Source organism: Streptomyces sp. NPDC046727, from assembly GCF_040645635.1.
GTDB lineage: Bacteria > Actinomycetota > Actinomycetes > Streptomycetales > Streptomycetaceae > Streptomyces.
In genome coordinates this window covers 56647-71955 of record NZ_JBEYYR010000019.1, presented here as the reverse complement: position 1 = coordinate 71955, position 15309 = coordinate 56647, and the positions used below count along the sequence as shown (strand labels likewise).

Sequence of the window (15309 nt, the reverse complement as noted above, 5' to 3'; positions counted from 1 at the left end):
TATCACCGTAGGAATGAGGGGGAGGGCCGCGCAAGAGGGTTCCGGGGTCCTCCCGCAGAGGTACGGCGGGAACCAGACTTCAGGGGGATCCGGGTTACGGGGGCGCTGGCATACGCTCCCGGTCATGTCGTGGACGAAGTGGAAGCGTGGACGTCTTGCCGCGCTCGCGGTCTGTGTCCTGCTGCCGCTGGGAGCGGCGGCCTGCACCAGTGGTGAGGCGCACGGGGACACGGTGTCGCCGTCGCCCGTGGGCAAGGTCCTGGACGGCACCGACGAGACCGGCCGGAACCTGCGCGAGGTGCCCGAGCGGAACGCTCCCGAGGTCGCCGTCGAGGTCACCCCGGACTCGGCCGGCGGCTGGGACGTCCGGCTGACCTTCCGCCACTTCCGCTGCTCCGCGCCCGGCACCCGGCCCGCGGCGGCCATCGGCCGCGGCTTCGCCCACCTCTTCGTCGACGGCCACCGGGTCGCCCGGCTGCGCACCCCGGCGTACCACCTGTCCGCCCGCCTCGTCCCGCACGGCACCCACCAGATCACCGCGCGTCTGTACGCCGACGACGGCACGGTGTGGGCCGTCCGCGGCAAGCCGGTCGAGAGCACCGCCGACATCACGGTGTCCGGCGCGGAGACGGGCGCGCCGGAGCCGGCGGCCGAGGCCCCGTCCCCCTCCGGCGGTGAATGAGTTCACGGGCCGTCCTTCTCCGTACTGTGGGGCGAGGTTCACCTGATCCCGGCGGAAAGGCATCATGAAGTCCGTGCCCCACGCGACATCGCTCCGCCGCGCGCCGGTCCAGCGGCGCAGCGCCGAACGGCTGACCAGGATCCTGGACGCCTGCGCCGAACTCCTCGACGAGGTCGGCTACGACGACCTGAGCACGCGCACGGTCGCCCAGCGCGCCGGCGTCCCCATCGGCTCGGTCTACCGCTTCTTCGGCAACAAGCGGGAGATGGCCGACGCCCTCGCCCAGCGCAACCTGGAGCGGTACGTCGAGCGCGTCACCGAGCGGCTGAAGGGGGCCCGCAAGGGGGACTGGCGGGCCGCCATGGACGCCGTGCTGGACGAGTACCTCGCCATGAAGCGCACCGCGCCCGGCTTCTCCCTGGTCGACTTCGGCAACCAGATCCCGGTCGGCTCCCGCCACGCCGAGCCCAACACCCGGGTCGCCGACCGGCTCACCGGCCTGCTCGCCGACTATCTCACCCGCACCCCGGACGCGGATCTGCGGCGGGTCTTCCTGGTCGCCGTGGAGAGCGCCGACACCCTCGTCCAGCTGGCCTTCCGGGTGGATCCCCAGGGGGACGCGGCGATCATCCACGAGACCCGGGAGCTGCTGCGGGCGTATCTGGGCCGCGTGCTCGACTGAGCGCTGCCGGAAAAGGGGCTCCCCTCCGTGCATACCGGTCGGTATGCTCCCCGTGAGCGCCTTCGCGCTGCCACGGCACCGCCGCCGACCCTCCGGGAGGACCCGTGTCCCGCACCGCCCTGCGAATCTGCCCCCTGTGCGAGGCCACCTGCGGGCTGACCCTCACCATCGAGGGCACCCGCGTCACCGGCGCCCGCGGTGACCGGGAGGACGTCTTCAGCAAGGGGTTCGTCTGCCCCAAGGGCGCCTCCTTCGGCGCCGTCGACGGTGACCCCGACCGGCTGCGCACCCCCCTCGTCCGCAAGGACGGCGAGCTGCGCGAGGCCACCTGGGAGGAGGCCTTCGACGCGGTCGCCGCGGGCCTCGGCCCGGTCGTGGAGCGGTACGGCCCCGACGCCGTCGGCGTGGTCCTCGGCAACCCCAACGTGCACACCGTGGCCGGCGGCCTCTACCCGCCGGTGCTGCTCGGCGCCCTGCGTACCCGCAGCCTGTTCACCGCCTCCACGGTCGACCAGATGCCGAAGCACGTCTCCAGCGGGCTGCTGTTCGGCGACGCGGGCGCCATCCCGGTGCCGGACCTCGACCACACCGACCATCTGCTCCTGATCGGCGCCAACCCCCTGGAGTCCAACGGGAGTCTGTGCACCGCCCCCGACTTCCCCGGCAGGCTCAAGGCCCTCAAGGCCCGCGGCGGCCGGCTCACCGTCGTGGACCCGCGCCGCACCCGCACCGCCCGGCTCGCCGACCGGCACCTGGCGATCCGCCCCGGCGCCGACGCCCTGCTGCTCGCGGCGATGGCGCACACCCTCTTCGCGGACGACCTGGTCGACCTCAAGGACCTCGCCCCGCACGTCCAGGGGCTCGACGAACTCCGGGACGCCCTCGTCGACTTCACCCCCGAGGCCGTGGCCCCCGCCTGCGACCTGGACGCCGGGGTCATCCGCGGCCTCGCCCACGACCTCGCCGCCGCCCCGACCGCCGCCGTCTACGCCCGCATCGGCAGCTGCACCGTCCCGCACGGCACCCTGGCCAGCTGGCTGGTCGACGTCCTCAACATCCTCACCGGCAACCTGGACCGGCCCGGCGGCGCCCTCTTCCCGCAGGCCGCCACCGACAGGACACCCCGCCCGGCGGGGCCCGGCCGCGGCTTCCAGCTCGGCCGCTGGCACTCCCGGGTGAGCCGGCACCCCGAGGCGAAGGGGGAGTTGCCGATCTCCGCGCTCGCCGAGGAGATCGACACCGCGACCGACGAGGGCACGCCGGTCCGGGCACTGATCGCCATCGCCGCCAACCCCGTGCTCTCCGCGCCCGACGGCGACCGGCTCGACAAGGCCCTGGGCTGCCTGGACTTCATGGTCAGCGTCGACCCGTACCTGAACGAGACCTCGCGCCACGCCCATGTCGTGCTGCCGCCGCCCCCGCCCGCGCAGAGCCCGCACCACGACTTCGCCTTCAACGCCCTCGCCGTGCGCAACCAGGTCCGCTACAGCCGCCCCGCCGTCCCGCTGGAACCCGGCCGCATGGCGGAGACCGAGATCCTCGCCCGGCTGATCCTGGCCGCGACGGGCATGCACGGCGCCGATCCGGCCGCCGTCGACGCGATGGTCGTCGACCAGACCCTCGGCAAGGCCGTCCAGGACCCGCACTCGCCGGTGCACGGCCGGGACCCGCGCGACCTCGCCGGGCAGCTGACCGGCGCGGACGGCCCCGAGCGGCGGCTCGACATGATGCTGCGCCTCGGCCCCTACGGCGACGGCTTCGGCGCCCGCCCCGACGGGCTGACCCTTCAGAAGCTGCTCGCACACCCGCACGGCATCGACCTCGGCCCGCTGCGCCCCCGCCTGCCGCAGCCGCTCAAGACCCGCAGCGGCCGGGTCGAGCTGCTGCCCGAGCCCATCGCCGGCGACCTGCCCCGGCTCCGTGCGGCCCTGCGCGAACGCCCCGCGGGGCTCGTCCTCGTCGGCCGCCGCCATCTGCGCTCCAACAACAGCTGGCTGCACAACGTGCCCGCCCTCACCGGCGGCAGCAACCGCTGCACCGTGCACATCCACCCCGAGGACGCCGCCCGCCTGGGCGTCCAGGACGGCGCCGACGTCCGGGTGAAGGGCGCCGGAGGAGAGGTGGTCGCGCCCGCCGAGGTCACCGACGGGGTCCGGCCCGGCGTGGTGAGCCTGCCGCACGGCTGGGGCCACGACCGGCCCGGCACCCGGCTGCAGCACGCCGCCGGCGATCCCGGCGTCAACGTCAACCAGCTGCTCGACGGCAGCATGCTCGACCCGCTCTCGGGCAACGCGGTCCTCAACGGCGTCCCCGTCGAACTCGTCGCACTGCTGTGACCAGTACTTTTGCGCTTATTGCTCGCGCGTCAACGTCTTGTTAACGCCGTTTGAACGGACCTAACGTCATCGCACCGCCGACCCCCAGGTGGGATGTTCAAGGGCGAACGTTAGGTATCCATTCATGCTGACCATCCTCGGCTTCGCCATGATCGCGACCTTCCTGGTCCTGATCATGCTGAAGAAGATGTCGCCGATCGCGGCGCTCGTGCTCATCCCCGCGCTCTTCTGCGTGTTCGTGGGCAAGGGCGCCAAGCTCGGCGACTACGTCATCGACGGCGTCACCGGCCTCGCCCCCACCGCGGCGATGCTCATGTTCGCGATCGTCTACTTCGGTGTGATGATCGACGTCGGCCTCTTCGACCCGGTCGTACGGGGCATTCTGAAGTTCTGCAAGGCCGACCCGCTGCGCATCGTCATCGGTACGGCGGTGCTCGCCGCGATCGTCTCCCTGGACGGCGACGGCTCCACCACCTTCATGATCACCGTCTCGGCGATGTACCCGCTGTACAAGCGCCTGAAGATGTCCCTGGTCGTGATGACCGGTGTCGCCGCCATGGCCAACGGCGTGATGAACACGCTGCCGTGGGGCGGCCCCACCGCCCGGGCCGCGACCGCGCTGAAGCTCGACGCGAGCGACATCTTCGTGCCGATGATCCCGGCCCTCGCCATGGGCCTGCTCTTCGTCTTCGCCCTCGCCTACGCCCTCGGCCGCCGCGAGCGCAAGCGGCTCGGCGTGCTCACGCTGGACGAGGTGCTGGTGGAGGAGACCGAGCCGGTGCTGGTCGGCGCGGGTTCCGGCACGGAGGCGGCCAAGAAGGCCGGCGGTTCCGGCTCCGGTGCGGACCTGCCCGAGGACCCCGCGGACGACGAGGGCTTCCAGGGCCTGGACCCGAACCGCCCCACCCTGCGCCCCAAGCTGTACTGGTTCAACGCGCTGCTCACGGTCGTCCTGCTCACCGCCATGATCATGGAGTGGCTGCCGATCCCGGTGCTGTTCCTGCTCGGCGCGGCCCTCGCCCTGACCGTCAACTTCCCGCACATGCCGGACCAGAAGGCCCGGATCGCCGCCCACGCGGAGAACGTCCTCAACGTCTCCGGCATGGTGTTCGCCGCCGCCGTCTTCACCGGCGTCCTGCAGGGCACCGGAATGGTCGACCACATGGCGAAGTGGCTGGTGGACAACATCCCCGCCGGCATGGGCCCGCACATGGCCTTCGTCACCGGCCTGCTGAGCATCCCGCTCACCTACTTCATGTCCAACGACGGCTTCTACTTCGGCGTCCTGCCGGTGCTCGCCGAGGCGGGCCAGGCGCACGGCGTCTCCTCGCTGGAGATCGCCCGCGCCTCCCTCGTCGGCCAGCCGCTGCACATGTCCAGCCCGCTCGTCCCGGCCGTGTACGTCCTGGTCGGCATGGCCAAGGTCGAGTTCGGCGACCACACCCGGTTCGTGGTCAAGTGGGCCGCGCTCACCTCACTGGTGGTCCTCGGCGCGGGAATCCTGTTCGGCATCATCTGATCACTCGACGGAGGTCGTGCCCATGGCGCCCGGTGGGAACCGCGGCTGGCTGCTCCGCCTCGTCATCGCCTTCGGCTGCGCGCAGGGGGCGGTGTCCATGGCCCGGCCCGCCGTCTCCTACCGGGCCCTCGTGCTGGGCGCCGACGAACGGGCGGTCGGTGTCATCGCCGGTGTGTACGCCCTGCTGCCGCTGTTCGCCGCCGTACCGCTCGGCCGGCGCACCGACCACGGCCGCTGCGCCCCCCTCCTCCCGGTCGGCGTGGTCCTCATCGCCGGCGGCTGCGTCCTCAGCGGGCTCGTCAACTCCCTGGCGGCGATGGCCCTGTGGAGCGGGGTGATGGGTCTCGGCCACCTCTGCTTCGTGATCGGTGCCCAGTCGCTGGTGGCCCGCCGGTCCGCGCCGCACGAACAGGACCGCAACTTCGGCCACTTCACCATCGGCGCCTCCCTCGGCCAGCTCATCGGCCCGGTGGCCGCGGGCGCCCTCATCGGCGGCACCGACATGGCGCACAGCAGCGCCCTCGCCCTGGTCGTGGCGGGCGTCGGTGCGGCGGTCGCCTTCACCTCGCTGTGGCGCATCGAGGACCGTACGGCCGCCGGCTCCCGCTCCCCGCGGGGCGAGCGGGTGCCGGTCGGCGGCATCCTGCGCGCCCGGGGCGTCCCCGCGGGCATGCTGATCAGCCTGTCGGTGCTGTCCGCGACCGACATCCTCACCGCCTACCTCCCGGTGGTCGGCGAGCACCGGGGCATCGCCCCCTCGGTCGTCGGTGCCCTGCTGAGCCTGCGGGCCGGCGCCACCATCGCCTGCCGGTTCGTCCTCACCCCGCTGCTCCGGCTGCTCGGCCGGCGAGCGCTGCTCACCGTGACCTGTCTGCTGGCGGCCCTGCTGTGCGCGGGGGCCGCGCTGCCGGTGCCGGTGTGGGCGCTCGGTGCGATGCTCACCGCCCTCGGCTTCTGTCTGGGCGTGGGCCAGCCGCTGTCGATGACGACGGTGGTGCAGGCCGCGCCCGCCGAGGCCCGCTCCACCGCGCTGGCCCTGCGGCTGACCGGCAACCGGCTCGGCCAGGTCGCCGCGCCGGCCGCCGCGGGCCTGGTCGCGGGACTGGCGGGGGTGGCGGCGCCGTTCGTGATGCTGGGAGCGCTGTTGCTGGTGTCGTCGGGGGTCGCCCTGAGGTCGCCGGGGCGACCCCGGGAAGAGGCCGACCGGGTGACACGGGAGCGGCGGAAGCGCTCCGGATTGCGCCGCACGAGCGATCTCTGACGGCGCGTCGTGCGTCGGTGCCGCCGGGCACGGGGTGCATGACGCAGAGTCCAGGCGAAAGAGCGATTTGTATGAAAATCGTCTGACTCGGAGGAGTGCTCATGCCCACCCTGAAACTCCCACGTAGCCTCGGCTCTCGCACGGGTGCCGCTGTCATCCTCACCGCTTTCGCCGCGTCAGGCGCGTCGTGGGTGGCGGCGCCGCCGGCCGTGGCCCAGGGGGCGAACGGCGACATCAGGATCCACCGTGTGGGTGTGCCCTACGGAGTCTCGAAGGACGATCCGGTGGTCTGCAGGTTCTACCTCGACGCCGTCAACTTCGACATCCTGCCCAATATCGCCTACATCATCCAGGCCCAGCCCCCGCTGCCCACCGCCGCCACCGTCACCGGCATCATCCAGCTCGCCGGCGGCGCCGGGCACACCGACCCGATCAGTCTGACCGACGGGCAGTACCAGCTCACCTGGGTGGCGGCGGGTGCCGTCAAGGAGAAGCTCTTCCGCGTCAACTGCCACGACGACAAGCATGACGGGGAGAACGGTCCCAACGGGCAGATCGCGGACCACCAGCAGGACGACGGGGCCTGGGGGAAGGGCGACAAGGACGATCACGACGGCCCCAAGGGCGGGGTGCACGCGGGCGGCGGCGGCCTCATCGACACGGCCGCCGCGTACTCGCCGGTGGCCGCCGCGGCGGCCGTGGGCCTGGTCACCGTCAGCGGTGTCGTGTACGTCCGGCTGATCCGCCGGCGGCCCCATGGTGCCGCGTAGGTACCGACGCAGGCCCTGGTACCGGACCCGCGCCTACCGACTCGCCAGGACGGCCCTGCTGGTGGTCGTCCTGGTGACGGTGGGGTCGCGCTGCGGATCGGACGGCAGTCCGGCCGCGCCCGGCGGGGCAGGCGGCGCGGACGTCGTGGCGGCCCCCGGCGCCGGCTCCGACCCGGCCGACGCCGAGCCCTCCGATCCTCCGACGCCGCCGCCCCGCCCCCTGCCCCGGTCCCGGCCGATGAGCTTCCGCATGCCCTTCCTGGGGATCGACGCCCCGATCGTCCCGCTCCGCCTCGACCGGAACCGGCAGCTGGAGACACCGCCCGTCGACAAGCCCAAGCTGGTCGGCTGGTACCAGGGCGGCCCCACACCGGGCGAGAACGGCACCGCGATCGCCGTGGGGCACCGCGACACCAGGACCGGACCCGCCGTGTTCGCCGGGCTCGCCCAGGTCACGCCCGGCAGACGTATCGAGATCAAGCGGGCGGACGGCCGTACCGCCGTCTACGCGGTGGACCGGGTGAAGGTCTACGACAAGGCCGGCTTCCCCGACAAAGAGGTCTACGGCCCGACCGGGCGCCCGGAGCTGCGGGTCATCACCTGTGGTGGCCTGTTCAGCCGGCGGACCGGCTACACCAGCAATGTGGTGGTCTTCGCCCATTTCTCCGCGACGAAATGACCGACGGAACGACCGGCGGACCGGCCGGTGCGGACTCCCTGCCCGCGCCGGCCGGTCCGTTCGTCATGATGTCCCGGTACGTCTGCGGCCCAGGAACGTCTGGCGCACGAAAACTATCATCGCTAGTTTGTGTGCCGGACGACGCGGACCCGCCGGGAGGAAACAGCATGAAGGCACACGACGGCCTGTACATCGACGGCGCCTGGCGCCCCGCCGAGAGCAGGGACGTGATCGACGTCGTCAACCCCGCCGACGAACAGGTCATCGGCCGGGTCCCGGCGGGCGGCGCCCTGGATGTCGACACCGCCGTCCGCGCGGCCCGCACCGCCCTGCCCGGCTGGGCCGCCACGTCCCCGGCCGAGCGCGCCGCGCGCCTGACCGCACTCCGGGACACCCTCGTCGCCCGCAAGGACGAGATCGCCGAGACGGTCACCGCCGAACTGGGCTCCCCGCTCCCGTTCTCGCAGACGGTGCACGCGGGCGTGCCGATCGCGGTCGCGGGCTCCTACGCCGAGCTGGCCGCGACCCACGTCTTCGAGGAGAAGGTCGGCAACTCCACCGTCCTGCACGAGCCGATCGGCCTGGTCGGCGCGATCACCCCCTGGAACTACCCCCTCCACCAGATCGTCGCCAAGGTCGCCCCGGCGCTCGCCGCCGGCTGCACGATCGTCCTCAAGCCCGCCGAGGACACCCCGCTCACCGCCCAGCTGTTCGCCGAGGCCGTGCACGAGGCGGGCGTCCCGGCCGGCGTGTTCAACCTGGTCACCGGCCTCGGACCGGTCGCCGGACAGGCCCTCGCGGAGCACCCGGGCGTCGACCTGGTCTCCTTCACCGGCTCCACGGCGGTCGGCCGGCAGATCGGCGCGGTGGCCGGCGCGGCCGTGAAGAAGGCCGCCCTCGAACTGGGCGGCAAGTCCGCCAACGTCATCCTGCCGAGCGCCGACCTCGCCAAGGCCGTCAACGTCGGCGTCGCCAACGTGATGTCCAACTCCGGCCAGACGTGCAGCGCCTGGACCCGCATGCTGGTCCACCGCGACCGGTACGCCGAGGCCGTCGAGCTGGCCCGGGCCGCCGCCGCCAAGTACGGCGACCGCATCGGCCCGCTGGTCAGCGCCAAGCAGCAGGCCCGGGTGCGCGGGTACATCGAGAAGGGCATCGCCGAGGGCGCCCGGCTGGTCGCCGGCGGTCCCGAATCCCCGCGCGAGCGGGGCTACTTCGTCAGCCCGACCGTCTTCGCCGACGTCACCCCGGAGATGACGATCGCCCAGGAGGAGATCTTCGGCCCGGTCCTGTCGATCCTGAAGTACGACGACGAGGACGACGCCCTGCGCATCGCCAACGGCACGGTGTACGGCCTCGCGGGCGCCGTCTGGGCCGCCGACGAGGCCGAGGCGGTCGCCTTCGCCCGCCGCATGGACACCGGCCAGGTCGACATCAACGGCGGCCGGTTCAACCCCCTGGCGCCCTTCGGCGGTTACAAGCAGTCCGGCGTCGGCCGGGAACTCGGCACCCACGGACTCGCCGAGTACCTGCAGACCAAGTCCCTCCAGTTCTAAGGAAGTCCGAGACCCATGGCCGTACGAGCCGCTGTCCTGCCCGCCATCGGCGCGCCCCTGGAGATCACCGAGATCGACCTGCCGGCCCCCGGCCCCGGCCAGGTCCGCGTCCGGCTGGCCGCCGCCGGTGTCTGCCACTCCGACCTGTCCCTGACCAACGGCACCATGCGGGTGCCGGCCCCGGCGGTCCTGGGTCACGAGGGCGCCGGCACGGTCGTGGCCGTCGGCGAGGGCGTCACCCACGTCTCACCCGGCACCCCCGTGGTCCTCAACTGGGCCCCCTCCTGCGGCGCCTGCCACGCCTGCACGCTCGACGAGGTCTGGCTGTGCGCCAACGCGCTGAACGGCGCCGCCGACGTGTACGCCCGCACCGCCGACGGCACCGACCTCCACCCCGGCCTGAACGTGGCCGCGTTCGCCGAGGAGACGGTGGTCTCCGCGTCCTGTGTGCTGCCGCTGCCGGAGGGGGTGCCGCTGGTGGACGCCGCCCTGCTGGGCTGCGCCGTGCTCACCGGGTACGGCGCCATACACCACGCGGCGAAGGTCCGGCCCGGCGAGACGGTCGCCGTGTTCGGCGTCGGCGGGGTGGGCCTGGCCACGCTCCAGTCGGCCCGCATCGCGGGCGCGTCCCGCATCATCGCGGTCGACGTCTCCCCGGAGAAGGAGGAGCTGGCCCGCGCGGCCGGCGCCACCGACTACGTCCTCGCCTCCGACAACACCCCCCGCGAGATCCGCGCCCTCACCGGCAAGCAGGGCGTCGACGTCTCCGTGGAGTGCGTGGGCCGCGCCGTCTCCATCCGCGCGGCCTGGGAGTCGACCCGCCGGGGCGGCCGTACGACGGTCGTCGGCATCGGCGGCAAGGACCAGCAGGTCACCTTCAACGCCCTGGAACTCTTCCACTGGGGCCGCACCCTGACGGGCTGCGTCTACGGCAACAGCGACCCGGCCCGCGACGTCCCGGTCCTCGCCGAGCACGTGCGGGAGGGCCGCCTGGACCTCTCGGCCCTGGTCACCGACCGCATCGCCCTGGAGGGGATCCCGGCGGCCTTCGAGAACATGCTGGCGGGCAAGGGCGGCCGGGCCGTGGTGGTGTTCTGAGCCTCAGCCGACCTTCTCGGGTCGCGGCTCCCGGGCCGCGACCCGCCCGCCGTGCCCGCGCGCCCGGGACCGCGACACCGCCACGCCCGCGAGGCACAGCACTCCGCCCGCCAGCGTGAGCGGACCCGGCACCTCCCCGAGCGCCAGCCACGACATCAGCACGACCAGGGCCGGAACGGCGTACGTCGTCGCGCCCATCCGGCCGGCGGTGGTGCGGGCGAGGGCATAGGCCCAGGTACTGAAGGCGAGAGCGGTCGGAAAGAGGCCCAGGTAGACCATGTTCAGGGTGGCCGACATGGGCGCGTGGGCGGCCTCGTGCACCAGTCGCCCGGCGAACGGCAGACACGCCACGGCACCGACCAGGCAGCCGAACGTCGTCACCTGCAACGGGCTCGCCCGCCCCAGGGCGGGCTTCTGCGCGACGACCCCGAAGGCGTACGCGACGGCCGCGAGCAGGCACAGCAGCACGCCGAGCACGGAGGCCCCGCCTTCGCCGGACATTGACAACCCCACGGTCACCGCACCCGCGAACGACACCGCCATCCCGGCCAGCAGCCTCGGCGGCATCGACTCCCCGAGCAGCCGGGTGCCCAGCAGGGCGATCAGCAGCGGGCCGACGTTCACGACCAGCGCCGCCGTGCCCGCGTCCACCCGCTGCTCGCCCCAGTTCAGGGCGACCGTGTAGAACCCGAACCACAGCAGCCCGGAGAGCAGGATCCCGCGCCAGGCCGCCCGGGGCGGCAGGCCCTCCCGGCGTACCGCCCAGACGACCCCCAGGGCGAGGGCACCCGCGGTGAGCCGCCCGAGGGCCAGCGCGCCGGGGGAGTACGCGTCCCCCGCGCTCCGGATCGCCACGAAGGCGGAGGCCCACAGCAGGACGGTGACGGCGGCGGCGCCGGTGGCGAGTATGCGGGGTCGGTTCCGTGCGGTGCTCATCATGCTCCCGAGGCTAGGTAGGGACGGGTGCGCCGGCTGGCGGATATCGGACGGGGGCGTGCCACGGAGGGGCGCGGGGCTGTGATCGTCAGCGCAGGTCGTCCCTGGAGACGCCGAGCAGGTCGGACAGCACCCGCTCGCCCTCCGCGGTCACCTTCACCGCCCGGCCGCTGCCCACCCGCACACACCACCCCGCCCCCAGCGCATGCCGGCACAGGGCCGCTCCCGCCGCCCCCGCGAGATGCGGCCGTCGCTCCGTCCAGTCGAGGCACGCGCGGGCCAGCGGGCGCCGGCCGGCCAGGTCGAGCGGGATGCCCGCCGTACCGAACCAGGCCACCCCCGCGTCCGTCAGCGCGAACCCGGTGTCCTGCCGCAGCAGCCCGCGCTCGGTCAGCGCGTCCGTGACCGCGATGCCGAGCCGCCCGGCGAGGTGGTCGTAACAGGTGCGGCCCCGGGCCATGGCGGCCCCGGCGCCGGCCTCGCGCAGGGTGCGCGGAGCGTGTTCCACCGCCGCCGGCGACACCTGCGCGGCGAGATCCTCGACCAGTTGCGCCACGCGCGCGTCGGCCAGCCGGACATACCGGTGCCGCCCCTGCCGTTCCTCGGTGAGCAGACCGCCGGCCACCAGCTTGCCCAGGTGCTCGCTCAGGGTGGAGGCGGCGACTCCCGCATGCCGGGCCAGCTCACCGGCCGTCCAGGCCCGCCCGTCCAGGAGCGCCAGCAGGCACGCGGCGCGGGTCCGGTCGGCGATCAGCCCGGCCAGCGCGGCGAGGCCCGCCGCCCGGGGGCCCTTGATGTTCATGCACCCAGCATGGGACACCGTCACTTCGGCAGCGGCCGAAGCATCCTCACGCCCGTACCTGCTCGTACTGCTGCGCCAGCCCGTCCAGCAGCGCGCTCAGCCCCGCCTCGAAGGCCCGCTCGTCGATCTTCTCCTGCTGGTCGGCGAGCAGATGGGCCTGGCTGAGGTGGGGGTAGTCGGCGGGGTCGTACGCGCTCGCGTCGTCCACGAAGCCGGCCGCGAACGACCCGAGCGCCGAGCCCATGATGAAGTACCGCATCAGCGCGCCGATGGAGGTGGCCTGCGCCGGCGGCCAGCCCGCGTCGACCATCGCGCCGTAGACCGCGTCGGCCAGGCGCAGCGCGGCCGGGCGGCGGCCGGGGCCCCGGGCGAGGACCGGGACGATGTTCGGGTGGTCGCGCAGGGCGGCCCGGTAGGAGACGGCCCAGTCGTGCAGCGCGGTCCGCCAGTCCCGGCCGTCCTGGAACATCGACAGGTCGACCAGCGCGCTCACCGAGTCCGCGACCGCCTCCAGGATCTCGTCCTTGGTGCGGAAGTGGTTGTAGAGCGAGGGCCCGCTGACCCCCAGCTCGGTGGCCAGCCGGCGGGTGGAGACGGCCGCCAGGCCCTCCCGGTCCACGAGGTCCCGGGCCGTTTCGACGATCCGGTCGGTGCTGAGGAGGGGCTTGCGCGGTCGGGCCATGGCGCACATAGTAGGGCCGTGGCCGTAAACTAGCAGTGCTAATTTAAATGTACGGCTTTCAAGATCTGTCGGCGTATCCGTTCGGTGTTGGGGTGATCTCGTGGTGAACCTGGGACTCAGTGAGGAGCAGACGGCCGTACGGCAGCTGGCCCGGGACTTCGTGGAGCGCGAGATCGCCCCGCACGTGGTCGCCTGGGACCGGGCCGAGGAGGTCGACCGGGGCATCGTGAAGAAGCTCGGCGAGGTCGGCTTCCTCGGGCTGACCGTCGACGAGGAGTACGGCGGCTCCGGCGGCGACCACCTCGCCTACTGCCTGGTCACCGAGGAGCTGGGGCGCGGTGACTCCTCGGTCCGCGGGATCGTCTCCGTCTCCCTCGGGCTCGTCGCCAAGACCATCGCCGCCTGGGGCAGCGAGGAGCAGAAGCGGCGCTGGCTGCCCGGCCTCACCGCGGGCGCGTACGTCGGCTGCTTCGGCCTCACCGAGCCCGGCACCGGCTCCGACGCGGGAAGCCTCACCACCCGGGCCGTCCGCGACGGCGACGCGTACGTCGTCAACGGCACGAAGATGTTCATCACCAACGGCACCTGGGCGGACGTCGTCCTGCTCTTCGCCCGCTCCACCGACGCCCCCGGACACAAGGGCGTGTCCGCCTTCCTGGTCCCCACCGACACGCCCGGCCTGACCCGCCGTACCGTCCACGGCAAGCTCGGCCTGCGCGGCCAGGCCACCGCCGAACTCGTCCTGGAGGACGTGCGCGTGCCCGCCTCGGCGATGCTCGGCGAGGAGGGCAAGGGCTTCTCCGTCGCCATGTCCGCGCTCGCCAAGGGGCGGATGTCGGTGGCCGCCGGCTGTGTCGGCATAGCCCAGGCCGCGCTGGACGCGGCCGTCGGCTACGCCGGTGAGCGCGAGCAGTTCGGCAAGCCCATCGCCCGCCACCAGCTGGTGCAGGAACTGATCAGCGACATCGCCGTCGACGTGGACGCGGCCCGGCTGCTGACCTGGCGGGTCGCCGACCTGATCGACCGCGGCGAGCCGTTCGCCGTCGCGTCCTCCAAGGCCAAGCTGTTCGCCTCCGAGGCCGCCGTCCGCGCCGCCAACAACGCCCTCCAGGTCTTCGGCGGCTACGGCTACATCGACGAGTACCCGGTCGGCAAACTCCTGCGCGACGCCCGCGTGATGACCCTCTACGAGGGCACCAGCCAGATCCAGAAGCTGCTCATCGGGCGTTCCCTGACCGGGGTCTCGGCGTTCTGAGTACGGATCTGAGTAGGCCGGCGGATGTGGCGCGGACCACGTCCGCCGATCCTCGACGGCATGAGTGACACACCGGTCAGACAGCAGAGCACAGCCGCCTTCTACGGCCAGGCCGTCGCCTCCTTCGCGATCGCCATGACGGCCACCGCCATCGGCATCTTCCGGCTCGACGCCAGCGCCTGGGTCCGCGGCTTCCTGGCGATCGCCGTCCTCTACCTCGTCACCTCCGCCTTCACCCTCGCCAAGGTCATCCGGGACCGGCAGGAGGCCGGGCAGCTCGTCAGCCGCGTCGACCAGGCCCGCCTGGAGAAGCTGCTCGCCGAGCACGACCCCTACGAGAAGCTCTGAGCGGCTGATCTAAGCGCCCGCTCACCGTCGGCGGTATGGTGGAGCTCCTGTCACCGAGAGGGGCGAACAAGCGATGAGTACGGCGGAGGAGACGACCGGCGGCGAAGTGGAGCCGTGGGAAGAGGTCACCCCTGACGCGGCCCGGCGGCTGCTCGTCGCCGCCGTGGAGGCCTTCGCCGAGCGCGGCTACCACGCGACGACGACCCGCGACATCGCCGGCCGCGCCGGCATGAGCCCGGCCGCGCTCTACATCCACTACAAGACCAAGGAAGAGCTGCTCCACCGGATCAGCCGGATCGGCCACGACAAGGCCCTCGACATCCTGCGCACGGCGGCCCGCCGCGAGGGCACCGCCGCCGAGCGGCTGGCCGACGCGGTCAGCTCCTTCGTCCGCTGGCACGCCGGGCGGCGCACCACCGCGCGCGTCGTCCAGTACGAGCTGGACGCGCTCGGCCCCGACGCCCGCGCCGAGATCGTCGCGCTGCGCCGCCAGGTGGACGCGGAGGTGCGCGGGATCATCGAGGACGGCGTGGCCGCGGGCGAGTTCGACGTGCTGGACGTCCAGGGCACCACGCTCGCCGTGCTGTCGCTGTGCATCGACGTGGCCCGCTGGTTCAGCGTGAACGGCCCGCGCACCCCCGAGGAGGTCGGCGCGCTCTACGCCGACCTCGTGCTGCGCATGGTCGGGGCGGGCTAGATCCTC

The 15309-nt window shown here is 73.0% G+C and carries 15 protein-coding genes; 12 read left to right on the top strand and 3 right to left on the bottom strand.

Annotated elements, in window-relative coordinates; genetic code table 11:
* The first annotated feature begins 124 nt into the window (after positions 1 to 124).
* The 9 genes from ABZ937_RS23595 to ABZ937_RS23555 all read left to right on the top strand — a co-directional run bounded on the left by ABZ937_RS23595 (position 125) and on the right by ABZ937_RS23555 (position 10583).
* Positions 125 to 682: a hypothetical protein gene (locus ABZ937_RS23595; protein ID WP_361694894.1), complete on the top strand. Its 558-nt coding sequence runs from the start codon at positions 125 to 127 to the stop codon at positions 680 to 682.
* Between the two features lie 64 nt (positions 683 to 746).
* Positions 747 to 1364 (top strand): TetR/AcrR family transcriptional regulator, encoded by a 618-nt coding sequence (locus ABZ937_RS23590; protein ID WP_361694892.1) that lies wholly within the window; start codon positions 747 to 749, stop codon positions 1362 to 1364.
* A 104-nt stretch (positions 1365 to 1468) separates the two neighbouring features.
* Positions 1469 to 3700 (top strand): molybdopterin oxidoreductase family protein, encoded by a 2232-nt coding sequence (locus ABZ937_RS23585; RefSeq protein WP_361694890.1) that lies wholly within the window; start codon positions 1469 to 1471, stop codon positions 3698 to 3700.
* Positions 3701 to 3824: 124 nt separating this feature from the next.
* On the top strand, positions 3825 to 5219 hold the full coding sequence (locus ABZ937_RS23580; RefSeq protein ID WP_361694888.1) for a citrate:proton symporter: 1395 nt from the start codon (positions 3825 to 3827) through the stop codon (positions 5217 to 5219).
* A 22-nt stretch (positions 5220 to 5241) separates the two neighbouring features.
* Positions 5242 to 6480, top strand: a complete 1239-nt coding sequence (locus ABZ937_RS23575) for an MFS transporter (RefSeq protein WP_361694886.1) — start codon at positions 5242 to 5244, stop codon at positions 6478 to 6480.
* Positions 6481 to 6581: 101 nt separating this feature from the next.
* Positions 6582 to 7250, top strand: coding sequence for a hypothetical protein (locus ABZ937_RS23570; RefSeq protein ID WP_361694884.1), 669 nt, complete (start codon positions 6582 to 6584; stop codon positions 7248 to 7250).
* On the top strand, positions 7237 to 7929 hold the full coding sequence (locus ABZ937_RS23565) for a class F sortase (RefSeq protein ID WP_361694882.1): 693 nt from the start codon (positions 7237 to 7239) through the stop codon (positions 7927 to 7929). Before ABZ937_RS23570 ends, ABZ937_RS23565 begins: the two co-directional genes overlap by 14 nt.
* Before the next feature lie 167 nt (positions 7930 to 8096).
* The gene (locus ABZ937_RS23560) at positions 8097 to 9485 is read left to right on the top strand and encodes an aldehyde dehydrogenase family protein (protein WP_361694880.1); all 1389 of its coding nucleotides are present in this window, start codon (positions 8097 to 8099) and stop codon (positions 9483 to 9485) included.
* A 15-nt stretch (positions 9486 to 9500) separates the two neighbouring features.
* Positions 9501 to 10583, top strand: coding sequence for a Zn-dependent alcohol dehydrogenase (locus ABZ937_RS23555; RefSeq protein WP_361694878.1), 1083 nt, complete (start codon positions 9501 to 9503; stop codon positions 10581 to 10583).
* A 3-nt stretch (positions 10584 to 10586) separates the two neighbouring features.
* Here ABZ937_RS23555 and ABZ937_RS23550 read toward each other — a convergent pair whose 3' ends face one another.
* The 3 genes from ABZ937_RS23550 to ABZ937_RS23540 all read right to left on the bottom strand — a co-directional run bounded on the left by ABZ937_RS23550 (position 10587) and on the right by ABZ937_RS23540 (position 13003).
* Complete coding sequence (locus ABZ937_RS23550; protein ID WP_361694877.1) at positions 10587 to 11522, bottom strand: DMT family transporter; 936 nt, start codon at positions 11520 to 11522, stop codon at positions 10587 to 10589.
* A gap of 85 nt (positions 11523 to 11607) precedes the next feature.
* Positions 11608 to 12321 carry a winged helix-turn-helix domain-containing protein gene (locus ABZ937_RS23545; protein ID WP_361694875.1) on the bottom strand — a complete coding sequence of 238 codons (714 nt, stop codon included), beginning with the start codon at positions 12319 to 12321 and terminating at the stop codon, positions 11608 to 11610.
* 46 nt (positions 12322 to 12367) lie between these two features.
* Positions 12368 to 13003 carry a TetR/AcrR family transcriptional regulator gene (locus tag ABZ937_RS23540; protein WP_361694873.1) on the bottom strand — a complete coding sequence of 212 codons (636 nt, stop codon included), beginning with the start codon at positions 13001 to 13003 and terminating at the stop codon, positions 12368 to 12370.
* A 103-nt stretch (positions 13004 to 13106) separates the two neighbouring features.
* Here ABZ937_RS23540 and ABZ937_RS23535 point away from each other — a divergent pair, with 103 nt between their 5' ends.
* The 3 genes from ABZ937_RS23535 to ABZ937_RS23525 all read left to right on the top strand — a co-directional run bounded on the left by ABZ937_RS23535 (position 13107) and on the right by ABZ937_RS23525 (position 15303).
* The gene (locus ABZ937_RS23535; RefSeq protein WP_361695039.1) at positions 13107 to 14258 is read left to right on the top strand and encodes an acyl-CoA dehydrogenase family protein; all 1152 of its coding nucleotides are present in this window, start codon (positions 13107 to 13109) and stop codon (positions 14256 to 14258) included.
* A 60-nt stretch (positions 14259 to 14318) separates the two neighbouring features.
* The gene (locus ABZ937_RS23530) at positions 14319 to 14606 is read left to right on the top strand and encodes a YiaA/YiaB family inner membrane protein (RefSeq protein ID WP_361694871.1); all 288 of its coding nucleotides are present in this window, start codon (positions 14319 to 14321) and stop codon (positions 14604 to 14606) included.
* A 73-nt stretch (positions 14607 to 14679) separates the two neighbouring features.
* Entirely contained in the window at positions 14680 to 15303 is a 624-nt protein-coding gene (locus ABZ937_RS23525) for a TetR/AcrR family transcriptional regulator (RefSeq protein ID WP_361694869.1), read from the top strand.
* Positions 15304 to 15309 lie beyond the last annotated feature (6 nt).

What these genes read in the sequence shown, in the direction of transcription:
- ABZ937_RS23550 (WP_361694877.1), bottom strand. Translation starts at nt 11,522, where the DNA reads ATGATGAGCACCGCACGGAACCGACCCCGCATACTCGCCACCGGCGCC.
- ABZ937_RS23575 (WP_361694886.1), top strand. Translation starts at nt 5,242, where the DNA reads ATGGCGCCCGGTGGGAACCGCGGCTGGCTGCTCCGCCTCGTCATCGCC.
- ABZ937_RS23590 (WP_361694892.1), top strand. Translation starts at nt 747, where the DNA reads ATGAAGTCCGTGCCCCACGCGACATCGCTCCGCCGCGCGCCGGTCCAG.
- ABZ937_RS23540 (WP_361694873.1), bottom strand. Translation starts at nt 13,003, where the DNA reads ATGGCCCGACCGCGCAAGCCCCTCCTCAGCACCGACCGGATCGTCGAA.
- ABZ937_RS23580 (WP_361694888.1), top strand. Translation starts at nt 3,825, where the DNA reads ATGCTGACCATCCTCGGCTTCGCCATGATCGCGACCTTCCTGGTCCTG.
- ABZ937_RS23560 (WP_361694880.1), top strand. Translation starts at nt 8,097, where the DNA reads ATGAAGGCACACGACGGCCTGTACATCGACGGCGCCTGGCGCCCCGCC.
- ABZ937_RS23555 (WP_361694878.1), top strand. Translation starts at nt 9,501, where the DNA reads ATGGCCGTACGAGCCGCTGTCCTGCCCGCCATCGGCGCGCCCCTGGAG.
- ABZ937_RS23570 (WP_361694884.1), top strand. Translation starts at nt 6,582, where the DNA reads ATGCCCACCCTGAAACTCCCACGTAGCCTCGGCTCTCGCACGGGTGCC.
- ABZ937_RS23565 (WP_361694882.1), top strand. Translation starts at nt 7,237, where the DNA reads ATGGTGCCGCGTAGGTACCGACGCAGGCCCTGGTACCGGACCCGCGCC.
- ABZ937_RS23525 (WP_361694869.1), top strand. Translation starts at nt 14,680, where the DNA reads ATGAGTACGGCGGAGGAGACGACCGGCGGCGAAGTGGAGCCGTGGGAA.
- ABZ937_RS23545 (WP_361694875.1), bottom strand. Translation starts at nt 12,321, where the DNA reads ATGAACATCAAGGGCCCCCGGGCGGCGGGCCTCGCCGCGCTGGCCGGG.
- ABZ937_RS23530 (WP_361694871.1), top strand. Translation starts at nt 14,319, where the DNA reads ATGAGTGACACACCGGTCAGACAGCAGAGCACAGCCGCCTTCTACGGC.
- ABZ937_RS23595 (WP_361694894.1), top strand. Translation starts at nt 125, where the DNA reads ATGTCGTGGACGAAGTGGAAGCGTGGACGTCTTGCCGCGCTCGCGGTC.